At 41.4% G+C, this 14,961-nt stretch carries 16 protein-coding genes; 6 read left to right on the top strand and 10 right to left on the bottom strand.

Annotated features, from left to right (window positions below):
* Positions 1-98 precede the first annotated feature (98 nt).
* From ACJROX_RS04720 to ACJROX_RS04705, 4 genes are all read right to left on the bottom strand, one after another.
* Entirely contained in the window at positions 99-1,388 is a 1,290-nt protein-coding gene (locus tag ACJROX_RS04720) for a M48 family metallopeptidase (RefSeq protein ID WP_408009608.1), read from the bottom strand.
* Between the two features lie 260 nt (positions 1,389-1,648).
* On the bottom strand, positions 1,649-2,437 hold the full coding sequence (locus ACJROX_RS04715; RefSeq protein ID WP_408009607.1) for an IucA/IucC family C-terminal-domain containing protein: 789 nt from the start codon (positions 2,435-2,437) through the stop codon (positions 1,649-1,651).
* Complete coding sequence (locus tag ACJROX_RS04710; protein WP_408009606.1) at positions 2,412-3,230, bottom strand: ABC transporter ATP-binding protein; 819 nt, start codon at positions 3,228-3,230, stop codon at positions 2,412-2,414. Before ACJROX_RS04710 ends, ACJROX_RS04715 begins: the two co-directional genes overlap by 26 nt.
* Before the next feature lie 181 nt (positions 3,231-3,411).
* Entirely contained in the window at positions 3,412-4,257 is an 846-nt protein-coding gene (locus ACJROX_RS04705; RefSeq protein WP_408009605.1) for an HAD family hydrolase, read from the bottom strand.
* Between the two features lie 185 nt (positions 4,258-4,442).
* Here ACJROX_RS04705 and ACJROX_RS04700 point away from each other — a divergent pair, with 185 nt between their 5' ends.
* From ACJROX_RS04700 to ACJROX_RS04680, 5 genes are all read left to right on the top strand, one after another.
* The gene (locus tag ACJROX_RS04700) at positions 4,443-5,363 is read left to right on the top strand and encodes a phosphate/phosphite/phosphonate ABC transporter substrate-binding protein (RefSeq protein ID WP_408009604.1); all 921 of its coding nucleotides are present in this window, start codon (positions 4,443-4,445) and stop codon (positions 5,361-5,363) included.
* Positions 5,364-5,903: 540 nt separating this feature from the next.
* Positions 5,904-6,692, top strand: a complete 789-nt coding sequence (gene phnC, locus ACJROX_RS04695; RefSeq protein ID WP_408009603.1) for a phosphonate ABC transporter ATP-binding protein — start codon at positions 5,904-5,906, stop codon at positions 6,690-6,692.
* On the top strand, positions 6,676-7,515 hold the full coding sequence (gene phnE, locus ACJROX_RS04690; RefSeq protein WP_408009602.1) for a phosphonate ABC transporter, permease protein PhnE: 840 nt from the start codon (positions 6,676-6,678) through the stop codon (positions 7,513-7,515). Before phnC ends, phnE (ACJROX_RS04690) begins: the two co-directional genes overlap by 17 nt.
* Positions 7,515-8,315, top strand: a complete 801-nt coding sequence (gene phnE / locus ACJROX_RS04685; RefSeq protein ID WP_408009601.1) for a phosphonate ABC transporter, permease protein PhnE — start codon at positions 7,515-7,517, stop codon at positions 8,313-8,315. The genes phnE (ACJROX_RS04690) and phnE (ACJROX_RS04685) overlap by 1 nt, the downstream gene beginning before the upstream one ends.
* 112 nt (positions 8,316-8,427) lie before the next feature.
* On the top strand, positions 8,428-8,991 hold the full coding sequence (locus ACJROX_RS04680) for an FAD-dependent oxidoreductase (RefSeq protein ID WP_408009600.1): 564 nt from the start codon (positions 8,428-8,430) through the stop codon (positions 8,989-8,991).
* A gap of 76 nt (positions 8,992-9,067) precedes the next feature.
* Here ACJROX_RS04680 and ACJROX_RS04675 read toward each other — a convergent pair whose 3' ends face one another.
* The 4 genes from ACJROX_RS04675 to ACJROX_RS04660 all read right to left on the bottom strand — a co-directional run bounded on the left by ACJROX_RS04675 (position 9,068) and on the right by ACJROX_RS04660 (position 11,393).
* A complete protein-coding gene (locus tag ACJROX_RS04675) occupies positions 9,068-9,937 on the bottom strand; it encodes a Cof-type HAD-IIB family hydrolase (protein WP_408009599.1) in 870 nt (289 codons plus the stop codon).
* A gap of 233 nt (positions 9,938-10,170) precedes the next feature.
* Positions 10,171-10,302: a hypothetical protein gene (locus tag ACJROX_RS04670; protein WP_408011848.1), complete on the bottom strand. Its 132-nt coding sequence runs from the start codon at positions 10,300-10,302 to the stop codon at positions 10,171-10,173.
* Positions 10,303-10,375: 73 nt separating this feature from the next.
* Positions 10,376-10,684, bottom strand: coding sequence for an AzlD domain-containing protein (locus ACJROX_RS04665; RefSeq protein WP_408009598.1), 309 nt, complete (start codon positions 10,682-10,684; stop codon positions 10,376-10,378).
* Positions 10,677-11,393, bottom strand: coding sequence for an AzlC family ABC transporter permease (locus tag ACJROX_RS04660; protein ID WP_408009597.1), 717 nt, complete (start codon positions 11,391-11,393; stop codon positions 10,677-10,679). The genes ACJROX_RS04665 and ACJROX_RS04660 overlap by 8 nt, the downstream gene beginning before the upstream one ends.
* Positions 11,394-11,493: 100 nt before the next feature.
* On the opposite strand from ACJROX_RS04660, the gene ACJROX_RS04655 reads away from it, so the two are divergent.
* Positions 11,494-12,048, top strand: a complete 555-nt coding sequence (locus ACJROX_RS04655) for a helix-turn-helix domain-containing protein (protein ID WP_408009596.1) — start codon at positions 11,494-11,496, stop codon at positions 12,046-12,048.
* A 485-nt stretch (positions 12,049-12,533) separates the two neighbouring features.
* On the opposite strand, the gene ACJROX_RS04650 is transcribed toward ACJROX_RS04655, so the two are convergent.
* Complete coding sequence (locus tag ACJROX_RS04650; protein WP_408009595.1) at positions 12,534-12,812, bottom strand: hypothetical protein; 279 nt, start codon at positions 12,810-12,812, stop codon at positions 12,534-12,536.
* A gap of 504 nt (positions 12,813-13,316) precedes the next feature.
* Positions 13,317-14,912: a metal ABC transporter solute-binding protein, Zn/Mn family gene (locus ACJROX_RS04645; RefSeq protein WP_408009594.1), complete on the bottom strand. Its 1,596-nt coding sequence runs from the start codon at positions 14,910-14,912 to the stop codon at positions 13,317-13,319.
* Positions 14,913-14,961 lie beyond the last annotated feature (49 nt).

The following is a 14,961-nucleotide window of genomic DNA, read 5'->3' as shown; positions in this document are numbered from 1 at the left end:
TCTCAACATTTTGACTCACATTTAAAAATTTATTCAAGTTGTTATGGAGTGTATTCCCTTCTTCTTTTCATTGAAAACATGGCAAGTTATGGACGTCTTTACTCTTTTTCTTTTTCAGTTTCACTATTGATCGGATCCGTCCGCTCCCATTTATCAAGGAAGGATATCCGCTCAAGCATTGTCGGATGTCCATATAAGAAAAGCTTCACGAGTAATGGCGGGTGGACTTCACTTAGACCGGAAACAGCTAACTGCTGGAATGAGCCTACTGCCGCTTCAGGATCTTGAGTCATCTCGATCGCATATTGATCGGCTGAGCGCTCCGCTTGCCTTGATATTGCATTTTCCACCGGGCTCGCTGCAAATGATAACAACGAAAAGATAAGCAATAACGCTGGCAGCGCTGCAATATCTGTCTGCTTTTTGACCCCCCAACGCTCTCCCCATCGTTTGATCATAGCTGCGTACAACTTCGACCCGATCCATAATCCGAAGAAGGTGGCAGCAATCGATCCGATCAGATTCCAAAAGAGATGATTTTTTACGAAATGCCCCATCTCATGAGCCATGACGAAAAGTACTTCTTTATCGCTCAAATTTTTAAGAGTTGTATCCCAAAGGACGATCCTGAGATTGGAACCGATGCCGTTAACATAAGCATTCAGGGCATTCGTTTTTTCAGACATGTTCACCTCATAGACACGGTCTGCTGAAATGTCTGCCCGATCAGCCAGCGCAAGGATCTTCTCTTCAAGCGCCTTGTCTTCCAGGCGGTAGAAATCGTTATATAATGGATCGATCCAAATCGGTTGAATGAAGTAGATGAATAATGTGAACGGGATCGACAGCAGCCAACCATAAAACCACCAACGTTTTTCAGACTTTTTCATAAGCCAATAAAGTGCCTGCACGATCACGAACAAGAAAAGTGCATTGATCCAAAAAGAAATGATGTTATCCTTCATCCAGCCGGAAAATGGCTGTACCGAAATCTCATAATCCAGTGATACTGTGTAACTGTAATAATCGATTGGAAAGCTTAAGATAAAAGCAATCAAAGATAAGAGCACAACATAAACCGCATTATGGATGATTGAGAATCTTGTTATTTCTATCGCCCGATTGCGGAACCACTTGGATAATCCGATACCCAAAACGGCAAGATAGATCATCCACTCAAACGGCACAGATAGGAAATACAACCATTGTTTGATCCGTGAAAAATCATGGCTTAATTCCAATTGCCGCTCACTCATGAACACAGATGGATCTGCTTCCGTCCCCTGATATTGAACTGGAATGGATGTATCTGCCCCTATGAATAGATACCACGATATGAATGTGGCATACACTATGAAGCCTGCTGCAATCCAGATTGTCTTTTTCATTCCTCCACCCTCTCCCTAAGTCTGTCCACTATTAGTGTAATAGATGTTGTCCCTGTTTAGAACTCTTGAAGAGCGAGCGTGACTGGTAATTAATGTAAAAATAAACCCGTTTATCAGATAACCACACTGATTTCACCATTAATCATGACGGATTCCACTATGATCATGCCAAACAGTAAAATAAACCCATCCTTACCTATAAAAGACTTCCTAAATACAACAAAACCAGTCCTGCATCCAGGACTGGACCTTCTTCATTTTCAATCAGTTGGTTTCGAGTCTTTTGTATACCCGGACAAACACCTTGGGCAGTTTTTGCAGAAAACCCGTTCTGGGTTGACCTCATAATACAGGCAGCAGGTTTTGCGGACACGTACAGGTGGTTCACTCTTCAGCAACGTCTGCCTTGGGTGTTTATATTTTTTCAAAGGGTTTTCATTTAAGCCGAAGCACTCGGCAGGCGCCTCTAAAATCATTTGAAAATCTTCTTTAATCCGTTCCGATGAAGCTAGTTCAGTATGGTCATGAAAATTAGTCTCATACAGCCAAAAGAAATAAACTGCAGTATTTTCCCATAAAATCGGGGACGGTACAGAAGTCAGCGTCGATATTCGATCCCAAACAGGAGTAATGTGGTCTCGGAAGATTATTTCAAGTCCGATGTACAGCTCCTGCTTCCAATTTATGCTTGTTTCTCTCGTATTTGTGTTGTGAAGATAAAGTGACGGACGCATCAAACCATACTGGGAATCTGGCTGGACCCGGCAGTTCCCAGGGCTTGCATCAAGAATTCGGCTGAACAGCGTCACACTTGAAAAAAAGGGAGCCGTCAACAGGAATGCATACCTTTTGGAAAATTGTGAAGCAGTCACCAGGCTGTTCGGTGAATTCAGCATCGACGTAAGGCGATCTATGTACCGTTCCATTTTTGCTTGTTTTAATAAATCCCCTGATGAAATCGATAAATCATCAGAGGAAAATTCAGTTGCCAGTCGGTAATTCTCTTCAAGGAAAAGCAGTTGGTCATGCGTTAGCGTATCGGAGATCATTAACTACCTTCCTACCCTTCCCGCAAGGAATGCATAAAGGTGATCCGAACATCGGATCGCATGATATTTGGGCTTGTAAGCCAAACACATCGTGCACCATCTTGGTCGTTACAATCTGTTCCGGTGCTCCTTCATCATAAATTCCTTTGTTATGGACTGCTACGATGTGGTCCGCATAACGACAGGCAAGGTTCAAGTCATGAAGGACCATCACAATCGTACGTTTCTCCGTCTGGTTCAAATCATATAACAAGTCCAGAACCTCGATTTGATGTGCAAGGTCTAGATATGTCGTTGGTTCATCGAGTAAAATCGTCTCCGTGTTTTGCGCCAGTGACATCGCAATCCATGCGCGCTGGCGCTGGCCGCCGGATAATGAGTCGACTGGGCGGTCTTGTAGTTCCAACAGATGTGTTGCCTCAAGGGCAGTATTCACAGCCTCTTCATCCTTTTTCGTCCATTGTTGAAGCCAGTTTTGATAAGGATATCTTCCCTGTTTGACAAGCTGGATGACCGTCAGTCCTTCAGGCGTCACCGGGGACTGAGGAAGAATCGCAAGCTGTCTTGCGACTTTTTTAGTAGAGGAACGATGTATGTCTCTCCCATTAATGATGATGTTTCCTGACTTCGGTTTCAATAATCTTGCTAGCGCTTTAAGTAAAGTGGATTTCCCAGATCCGTTACTGCCGATCAAAACTGTGATTTTTCCTTTGGGCACTTTAAAGTCAAGGTTTTCAATGATTGGAGTATCTTGATAGGACAATGTAACCTTTTTGGTTTCAAGAGAGTACATATGCTTCTCCCCTTCTCATAAATAATCAGTCCGTACATTTAACTAATGTTAATTCTATTTTAAATGAGAACCTTTGTCAATGAATTTGAGAATCATTATCAATATTAAACATGAAAAACGCCCACCGAAATTGGTTCGACATTTAAGTGAACGATCATTCGTATGAGCATTCGATCTTCTATTATTCAGTTTCATCGGCTTGATTGAAAACGTCTGCTAAACTGGTGACAACCTTCAAATTCGCATGCTCAAGCTCGATACCGGTCGGCTGTATATAAATCGTCTTCAAACCTAGCAGCAATGCTGGAGCAATTTCATTGATCAGATTGTCTCCGATCGACACTGTCTCATCAGCTTTAACTCCATATTTTTTCATCAAATCCAGAAAGATTTTCTTCGTTTGGACTGGCTTCTGGGCTAATGGAACAATCTCAGGGAAAAGGTCGCCAAGCTCCAACTCATTGAGCAGTCGCTCCACATCATCCTTTTCGCTGTTCGTTACCAGGACGATTTCTGCCTCTTCCTTCAGCTTATGCAACCCTTCTTTCAGGCCAGGTGTCATCGTCAATTGAAACTCATCTGTCACCATGAATTCCTTCGTCTTCGTATAACAATGGTAAGTTTCTTCGATTGAAACCCCGTAATGCCTAGCTGCTGAATAAGGAAGCCACCATCCGTCACCTATGGCGATCATTTTTTCAAAATCAAAAGTCAATTCACGATATGTATTTTTGACGTCCTCGCTATCCCACTCTGAGCCATCCCATTTCTGCACGTGGGTCACTTTTAGCGTTAGCGGGTCCAATGTCAGGATGGCGTCCCTTTCAACATCATATGCTTTCCCAATCGTTATAGGGTGATCACCCTTCTTCATATCCTCATAATTTTTCATAAAACGCTCTTGGTCGTCGATTGCGACCTTTTCTTTCAAAAGAGATGCGTAGTAATCGAAGTGATCAGTATCTTCATATAACGTGCCATCTAGATCAAAAATTATCAGCTTGCAACCTGGATAAAACTGTTTCATTTTACATCCCTCACAAAAAAGATTATTCAATCTCGCAACTGTTGTTATTATAATGGTTCGCTTAATCTATCGCAAAAATATTATGTAAAGATAGGGAAAAATTTGTAAAATTGTATGGAAAAAATTACAGGATTATAGCATAATTGACTTGTTGTCAATTAAAACATATTTAGGGGGAAATAGGAATGAAAAAGGTTGTTGCACTTTTGTTCGCTGCAATTTTAGCGATCGGGCTGACGGCATGCGGAACAAGTAGTGATTCTAATTCTGGCGGCGGTAGTAAGGACGGCGAAGTCAAAAAATTAGTCATGGGCTTCGTTCCATCACAAGATTCTGATGAAATCGCAGATACAGTAGAGCCTCTTGCTGATAAACTTGGAGAAGAGCTTGGCGTAGAAGTTGAAGGTAAAGTCATGACTAGTTACTCTGCACTTGTAGAAGCAATGGGAAGCAATCAAGTTCAAATCGGTTTCTTACCTGCTTTTGGTTATGTATTAGCAAATGAAAAACATGGTGTTGAAGTCATCCTCAAGTCAGAGCGTTACGGCAGCGGTACATACAAAGCACAATACGTGGTTCGAGCTGATTCCGGCATCGAATCCCTTGAAGACATGGAAGGAAAGACATGGGCGATTCCGGACTTGACATCTACTAGCGGTTTCTTGTTCCCAGCAGCACAAATCATGGACGAATTCGGTGTTGAAGATGTTCAATCAGGTTTCTTTAGCAACACGGTTGAAGCTGGCGGACATGACAATGCGATCATCTCAGTTTACGAAGGGGATGCTGATGTAGCGACTACCTTCGATGATGCTCGTACTGCAGTTGAAGAAGATTATCCAGATGTGATGGACAAGCTTAAAGTCGTTGAATACACAGATGAAATTCCGAACGATACAATCTCATTGACAAAAGAACTTTCTGATGAATGGAAAAAGAAAATTAAAGATACATTCCTATCATTCAATGATGATGAAGAAATGATCAAAATCATGAACGAAGTATACAGCTGGGATGCAATCATAGAGGCTGAAGACAGTGAGTACGATGTTGTCCGCAGCACATATGAGAAGTTCAAGGAATCCATTTCTGTAGATGATATGTAAGTCCAGTTCTTGCGGGGGAAGCTTGCCTTCTCCCTTTTTTTCACGTAAGTCCATCCAGACCTTACTCACACACATTTTCCTACAATACATAGCAACTGTACTGTATCTTTTAAAATGACTTTCTAGCGAAATTCGCGACACTCCTGCAGGAAAAGCGAGCCGGCAAGACCCCGTAAGCGAGGAGGCTTGCGGAATTAAGCTAAGCCTGTAAAAAGTGTTAGGTACAGAGGAGTGATGTCTAGCTCAGCGACCAGTCACTTGGATCACTTCAAACTTCCTGCGGCGGCCGACACATTGATTTACATCTTATGGGTGAGCCTCGCAGAACCGAACTTTGTTTGGTTCGAGCCTCCTCGTCAGTTTTCCAGTGACCTACGTGACTAAGCAGGTCGCTTCCGCTTTTCTTTTGCCCGCTAAAAGGCAGTGAATTTCGTAAAAATCAACAATGAAGTATAACACAGCTAAAACCATAAAAGAGTATTGATTCTTCCTCGTTTACTATGAAACAATCAGACTCTATTCAAAATAAGGGGAGTTAGTATGATTGAAATGAAAGATTTGTCCCTTGTGTATCCAAACGGAACCCAGGGTTTGAAAGATATCAATGTGAAAATCAATGAAGGGGAGTTCGTCGTCATTGTCGGTTTATCCGGGGCTGGTAAATCAACATTCATTCGAAGCGTCAATAGACTCGTCACCCCGACAAGAGGCCAATTGATCGTCGATGATGAAGATATTTTGAAGTATAAAGGAAAAGACCTGCGGAAGCTCCGTACGAAAGTCGGGATGATCTTCCAGAACTACAATTTGGTCAAGCGTTCGACTGTCATGAAAAATGTCATTTCAGGACGCCTTGGTCACACTGGCACCTTAAAGAGTATCCTTAATCTTTATTCCAAAGAGGATATGACTCTAGCTTATGAAAGCCTTAAACGTGTGAATATTGAAGAAAAGCTTTACTCACGGGCCGATCAATTAAGTGGTGGCCAACAACAACGTGTATCCATCGCACGTGTACTGACACAACAACCATCTGTCGTACTGGCTGATGAGCCTGTCGCGAGTCTGGATCCTCCTACTTCCCATCAAGTGATGAAATACTTGAAGAAGATCAATCGGGAGGACAACATCACTACAATCGTCAACCTCCACTTCATTGATATGGCGATGGAATATGCTGATCGGATCATCGGTATGCGTGGCGGAGAAATTGTATTTGATGGGCCTGCTAGTGAAGTAAATGAAAAAACATTCGAAGAAATCTACGGCAGACCAATCAAGGAAGATGATATTCGAGGGGGCACCGAAGAGAATGTCGAAACCCCTTAATACGAATCCAACACCTCCAAATCCCGTTCATACGAATCAAGTACCTACTAGTCTTGTTTCAAAAGATGCGAAATTACGAATGAACATCATCATGCTTGTTGTGCTTGGGTTTTATATCCTCAGCTCTGTGATGACGAATTCGTCAATACTCCGATTCGATGCGGATTTCTTTGCCAACGTCTGGAACATGATCGTCCAGTTGTTCCCTCCTAACTGGAGTTATGCTGGAGTGGTAGTCGATAAACTTCTGGAAACGATTAAAATGGCACTGATTGCTACCACAATCGCAGGAATCCTTTGTATACCATTCAGCCTTTTGGCTGCAAGCAATATCGTGCAAAATAAATTTCTTTATAACTTCATCAAAATGTTTTTGAACATCATGCGTACGATTCCTGAACTGATTTTAGCTGTCGTATTCGTGGGCTTGTTCGGAATCGGAGTTTTCGGCGGTATCCTTGCTCTGATTATCTTCTCTCTCGGAATTCTCGCGAAGTTGATCAGTGAGACGATTGAAGCGATTGATATGAATCCACTTGAAGCGATCCGTGCATCTGGCGGGAATACACTCCAGGTCATCTGGTATGCTGTTGTACCTCAGGTATTGCCTCAATTCGTATCGTTTACCCTTTATGTTTTTGAAATCAATGTACGTGCTTCGGTTGTCCTTGGTTTCGTAGGTGCCGGTGGAATCGGCTTGATCCTTCAGCAACAACTTAACTTTTTGAGCTATCAGAATGTAAGCACGATCATCGTCATAACATTCATAGTCGTTGTCATCATCGACTATATCAGTAATAAATTAAGGGGGCGTCTCGTGTAATGAACATCACTGTACCTCCTAAACCACCTAAAAGTGGCGTCAAAACCATTCGGAACATTGTCATTGGGATCGGTATGCTCGCCCTCTATATTTGGACATTCGCTACCATTGAAATACCATGGGGCAGAATTTTCAGTGAGCGGACGGTTGCAAACTTCGACCGTATCATTCCGAAATTGTTCAGCCCGGATTTTACATTCGCTGAAAAAGTTTTGAATTTTATGATGGAGACGCTGTTCATCGCATTCACTGGATCCTTCATGGCTGCAATCCTAGCTGTACCATTCGGCTTTTTTGCAGCTTCGAACATCAACCGTAATCCATTTCTGAATACGTTGGGGAAATGGATCCTGAATGCGGACCGTACATTCCCGGAGATATTGCTAGCGTTGATCTTCGTGGTGGCCATCGGACCTGGTGCATTTGCAGGTGTACTTGCAATCGCCATCCACTCAGTCGGGATGCTCGGAAAGCTTTATTCGGAGGTGGTTGAATCGATCGATATGAATGTGGTCGAAGCAATGGAAGCAAACGGGGCGAACAAGATCCAGGTCTTTTTTTACGGGATCATGCCGCAGGTCATTCCTGAGTTTTTATCCTATGCCATCTATCGTTTTGAAATCGATGTCCGGGCTTCGACAGTCCTTGGAATCATCGGTGCGGGTGGTATCGGAACCCTTCTTGTCATTTCATCCCGAAATCGTAACTGGGATGAAGTCGGTATGATTTTGCTCGTCATCATCATCTTTGTCAGTATCATCGACTATATCAGTACCTTCATACGGAAAAGAATCGTTTAACACAACTGTGCCAATTAGTAGGCGCTTGAAGGTTATCATGTTACGATATATTTGACATCCATGAGATCAAACAGCTTAGACCAAAAACATCTTAAATAAGGAGTTGTTGGTAATGTACGATATCGCTATCGTCGGTGCTGGCCCTGCAGGAGCAAGTGCTGCCCTGTTTGCTGCCAAATCAGGAAAAAACACCCTCGTCCTCGATAATGATAAGAGTATTACTAAAAAAGCATGGATTGAAAATCATTATGGTGTCATGGAAGCTACTGGTCCTGACCTTGTAGAAACCGGAAAAAAACAGGCAGGTAAATTCGGAGCGGAAATCGTCCCCACAAGCGTCCAGCATATTTCTAAGTCAGATGAAGGTTTTACCATTGAAACGGACAAAGGAAATTATGAAGCTGATCAAGTCATTTTAGCAACAGGGCTTGTAGTTGATCTGGCTAATAAGGTAGGCCTTAAGACCATAGAAGGTAAAGAACCTAGAATAAAAACGATACTTGATGTGGATGCAGACGGTAAAACAAACATTGAAGGAATCTGGGCTGCAGGAACGGTAGCTGGGGTAAGCGTACACACGATCATCACTGCTGGAGATGGAGCTAAAGTTGCTGTGAATGTACTCAGCAAACTCAATGGTGAACGATATGTGGATCATGACTTGTTAAAATCGTAAACGTCAAAAAAACTAACGGCTGGCCATATTTGGCCAGCCGCTTTTCTTTGGGCATGCTATTTTACAAATATCCAGATCAACTTACGCGATTCTTTTTCATGAATGTCTGGATGGCGAATGCGACACCGCTCTCATCATTTGTTTTCGTTACGAAGGTGCATAGCTTTTTAATATCTTCCTCAGCATTTCCCATCGCGACACTGTAACCCACTAATTCGAACATCGACACATCGTTGTAGTTATCGCCGATTGCCATGACCTCTTTCATCGGAATGCCGAGCTCATCAGCATACTTTTGCACAGCGATTCCTTTTTGGGCATCACGGTGCGTAATTTCAATATTCGCCTCAGCGGATTTACTTACTGCCAAATCATTGAATGTTAGAAAATCATTCAAAGCATTTTTACGATCCTTTTCATTCTTTGAAAAGGCAAGCAGCTTATAAATCTCTACATCTGGTTCCTCGACGACTTCCTTATAATCTTCAAGTGTATGAATTCTTCCATTGTTAATGCGATAATCTGCCAATTCATGTGCACGCTTATGGCTGACTTCAGGATTGGCACTTTTGATGATATCGACAATGATGTCAATCGCCATCTCAGGGTTGTCACTATATGTCCCTTTATTCGTATAAAGTTCAAAATAAATCGAGTAGTTATTCAATAATTCTGCTGCCTTATAATAGGTGTCTTTTGACAACGTAATACTTTGCTTGATCTTGCCTTCTTCAGTCCTCATTTGAGCGCCGTTTATCGCAATGATCGGGAGGCTTAGTCCAACCTCCCGGATTGGCGTGACCGCTTCCTCATAAGATCGTCCAGTCGCCACAACAACGTGGACTCCAGCTTCCTGTGCTTTTTGGATTGCTTTGACGTTCGCTTCATTGATCGTTGTATTGTTGTTAATAAGAGTACCGTCCATATCAATAGCAATAAGTTTCACATTATCATTTCCTTTTTAATAGTTTCTTACCTAGTTTTCCCATTATCGCAATAAGAAAACTATTTTCCGCTGGAATTTTTCTAAAGCGTAAATCGCGAAACTCCAGCGGGAAAAGCGATTGAGGAGGTTTGCGGATCGCCCGTGGAAAGGGAGTGAGTTTTGCATATATCAACAATGAACTTAAAAGAACTAAAAAGAAAAAGAGCTTTAAATCCAGCTCCCATGTAAACGCTTTATTTATGTTTCATATCCGTAAAAAATGTCTCTATGAATGCTTGGAAAATCTCGATTGATTGAAAGGCGATCAATGATACTGCTGTTACAGAGAAAAATCCTATCATAAGATAACGAAGCAAAAACATCATGTTTTCCCACCTCATCTTTTTGGAGTAGATTCACTATACCACTAATTTTATAGACTGAAAAGTAAAGTATTTGTTAAGTAAACAACAGACTGCAAATGCTCAAAACCCCTATCGAGCTGATGACGATCACGATTAGGCTCGCTCCGAAATAAGCTGCTATGAAAGCCGTAAGTGCACCGACGATCCCCATCCATAAATCACCATTGAACGTAATGATGCCTGGAAAAATCAATGCCCCCAGTATAGCATACGGAACATTTTTCAGCACTCCTCGTATAATCGGTGGGATTGATTCAGTTTGAAACGCGACCAGCGGTAACATCCTCGGAATATACGTAACTGCTGCCATTCCCAAAATGATCCAGATATAGGTATCAAGCATCCGCTTTCTCCCCTTTCCATAACAACTCGATCAGGACAGCTGCAAACAAGGTTGAAATGATGATCGTCCACCCTGTTGACATCGGTGTACTGAAGGTTAAAATACTATTAACAACTGCAGCAATCGAAGCTAACAGAATGACTTTCAATGATTTACGAGCGCTAGGTACTAGGAGTCCGATGAATAAAGCGTACAAAGCAATTCCCATGCTTTCCTGTAAAATCGTCGGCAACCCTGAACCGATCAGGTACCCGACCCCGGAAAACACGACCCAGCTGCTCCAAGCAATGAGTCCTATACCGAGCATGTATGCTGCTTGAATGTTTCCTTTTTGTACTGCAGCAACCGAAAATGTCTCATCGGTAATGAAGAAGCTGTATAATGCCTTTTTCCATTTTGGATCGTCTGCTGACTTTTCACCAATGGAAGCACTCATCAATAAATGGCGGATGTTTACGATGAATGTTGTGAGGATGATTTCAAACCCACTGATGCCTGCCGCGAATAAGGTCAGGGAAATATATTGTGCAGCCCCCGCAAATACGAAGATACTCATGCAGACCGCTTCAAATAGACTCAGCCCAGAGCTTTTAGCGAGAAGACCGAATGTAAAGGCGACAGGCATATACCCGATCGCTATACTGCTTCCTTTCTGAAGCCCGCGCCTGAAAAGTGATGATGACATTCGTCCGGCAATTGCAACATTCATGAAGCTTTCTCCTTTCCCTAACTTTGTTAATCCCTTCATTTGTATGTTATATTGTACGTATTGTATTTTATAACATATTTTTCGTCAAGGAGAAAATGAAATGTCATATGAAATCAATCATTTGATCGGAAAAAAAATAAAGACGATCCGTACTGAACGGAAATTAAGCCTGGATGACCTGTCCAAGTTGACACAGGTCAGCAAAGCGATGCTGGGACAAATCGAACGTGGCACCTCCAGCCCTACCGTGAGTACATTATGGAAAATCGCTTCAGGGCTCGGCGTCTCTTTTTCCTCTTTTGTGGAAGATGAAGCACCGAAATTTTCAAAAGTAAGGGTAGATGACGTCGAGCCTTTATTGGAAGACGATGGGCGTTATTTGGTACACACTCTCTTCCCTACTGAGCCGAATCGGAGTTTCGAGGCTTATGCGATCGCATTAGAACCCGGTTGTTCCTACACAAGTCCCTCGCATGGTAGTGGTGTTGAGGAGTATCTTTTCGTTCACAAGGGTGAATTGAATGTCTTGATAGAGGATTCGACCCATTCACTGAAAGCGGGGGAAGCCTTCCGCTTTTCCGCAGATTATGCACATACCTACGAAAATACTTCCTCAAAACGTTGTGAATCGTACTTGATCATCCATTATCGGTAAAGCGTTAGGACGTGCCCTATCCGTATCAACGGCTTACAACTGAAGAGGATCGGCGGTTTGTATTCCTTCCTGTCGGACATACAAGCCCATATCTATGACAATATAGTGAGTCCTGAATTTTACGGACATATAGGCCTTTATCTGTGACAAACTCGAGTGTTTTTCAATGATTGCATGCAAATAAGGTCTCTCGTCCTCTAAACCTTTGGAATTGGTATTTTGTTCACAATTAAGGTCTTGGTCCTCCAAATTTCCCACCTAAGCTTTCAAAAAGAAGGCTGGCCCATAAGTGTAAAGGGTTCCATGTTGAGGTGCAAAATCAAAAATCACAGCCTTAATGATACACGTTTTGACATTGTAAATGGCAACTAATATAAAAGTTAAAAGACTCGTTAATGACGAGTCTTTTGTCTAGTATACTGTTCGAGCTTCAAATGAATATTCCATTAAATCCCCCTATAACAGAAGAAAAAATATTTTGAATACTATGGTTGCTGAAATCCTGATGTTGCTACAAAAATCAAGAAGAGCGAAAGCCCAACGCCTAAAATATTTAACATAACAAGAACTAATTTCGCTTTACCCTTGTTGCCAACCAAACCAAATGTAAGTCCTAATAAGCTAAAAATCAAAGGTGAAAAGATGCTTATACTTAGTACAGCAACATATATTTTATTCCCCCATCTAGTTAGACCAGCTATTAGCGGGAAAACAGCCAATATGAAAAAAACTCCTGATAAAACTGAAAAAGTCTTCTTTGACATAACAATCCCCCTCAAAATCTTCAAACTGCCCCTCTTGCTTAATACCAATTACTTCAAATTAATGGACCTAACTCGATCATTAATTTCATAAAAAAAGAAGCTTATCTTATTACGGATAAGCCCCCTTAAATTGAATACCAGGACTTGCTCTTTTTTATTTCTTATTTTCCAGTAATTCTATAATTCGTTGATTATCTGCCTTCCCTCCCCAATGTAGCATGTGGGTTGTATTGGGGACTTGTTTTACTACTCCACCTGTTTTTTGTGTAAATATGGTGCTAGTCTTACTTCTGTACTCATCCCAACTTTTTGGGTATCGTTGCTCTTTAAAAGAATAAGGTTAGGAGATAAATCCTAGTATATATCTTCAGTTTCATCTTTGTGCATTGATTTAACAATATGGTTTGCTGTAATTCCACCAGAGTATGGACTTTGTTATCTTTTTCGATACCAAAGTCCATTACATACATACTTGGCAAAGTAGTAATCCTTGCTACTTCTAATTTAATGTTCCATCATTTCATGGGCAATGTCATGTCCATCCATTTCTGATGGGTAGTAGGTAGGCCAGTTCGTAACTTCATCCAATAAAGCTTCACGGTCGTCACCCCAATACAGGTGATAGTGGCTAGCTTCAGTCGGATAGATACTATGATCACTAAACTGAATATATTGAGGAAGTCCTTTAGCTTCTTTTTCTAGTTTAAATACGTATCTTACCCCTCTATTTCCTGCATCATATGTCAGAATTTCGTACCCATCGTAGATATACTCCCCAGAATATTTTTCTCCATTTTTGAAGAACGTTACAGTGTCTCCATGTATCGTAATACGCCCAACATCTGTTTGGTACCCTCCATTATAATACTCCTTATATTCTTTAGCTGTCATGTCACCTTCTTGTTCTGCTTTATAAGCAAATACTTCGTCAAGCGTACCATCTTGAAGATATGGGTATACAGACTGCCAGTCTCCTTCCCAATCGGAAAGAGATCGATCTTTCACTTGACTGTCTTCAAAATACCCTTCATAAATTTTCTCTGATTCTTCATCATGTGCATGACTGTGCTCGTGATCGTGTTTACCCTCCTCTTTTGTCTTAGTAGATCCCTCTGATGAGGGTTCAGATAAAGCTTTTTTTAGTTCCTCTAAGTTGTGCTGCATGAGTGTAAAGTAGTCCTCATTATTCTTTATATCTTCTTCTGTTAAAACCGATAAATTGTGTATACGTACAGCCTCTGCATCAATTTCTTTCCTAACTAAGTCCGCCACTTTAGGAGTTACATTCTGTTCAAAAAACACATGATTCAAACCGTGCTTTTCAGCAGTCTCAATGATCCTTTGTACCTCTTTTTGTGAAGGCTCGGTAGAAGGGCTCAAGCCAGACACTGCGATTTGCTCGATCCCATAGGTTTTCTCCCAATAGCCATAAGCAGCATGAGATACAATAATTTTATTCTCTGGTAAACTTTCAAGCTGTAGATGGAACTCTTGATCTAGTTTTTCAAGTTTTCCTTTCAACTCTTCAAAGTTTTGGTTAAACACTTCTTCTTGCTCAGGTTTTAATTCAACTAATAAATCTTTTATATGCTCGGCCACCTGAATAGAAAGAATAGGATCCAGCCAAACGTGAGGATCTTGATCCCCATGATTATGTCCAGCATGTTCGTCCTCGTGGCTGCCTTCCTCTCCTTCATGGTTATGTACATGCTCTTCCAAGTTAATTCCTTTTGATGCTTCTAGTATCTTGACATTTTCAGATTGAATAGATTCGGAGATTTTGTTTGCATATGATTCTAAACCTGCTCCATTATAAATAAAAGCATTGGATTCAGCGATTTTAAGCATTTTTTTAGTGGTTGGTTCATAAGTATGCGTATCTGATCCCGGTGGCAGAATAGATTCCACAGAAGCTTGATCCCCTGTGATTTGTTCAGTAAAAAACTGAAGAGGATAAACCGTTGTAAAAATCTTCAACTCTTCGTTAGGTCCTTGTGGTTCTTTTTCACTTTCACTACTGTTTGTTGCTTCTCCTCCACACGCAGATAACGTAAAAATGACAGTAAATAAACTAAGTACACCTACAAATTTTTTAAGCAATTTCACTCCTCCTTTTATAGGTAAACATTATATCGTAATGATTACGATT

The sequence above is a fragment of the Pseudalkalibacillus sp. A8 genome (genome assembly GCF_045920555.1).
Taxonomy (GTDB): domain Bacteria; phylum Bacillota; class Bacilli; order Bacillales; family Fictibacillaceae; genus Pseudalkalibacillus.
This window is presented reverse-complemented; position numbering and strand designations above follow the sequence as displayed.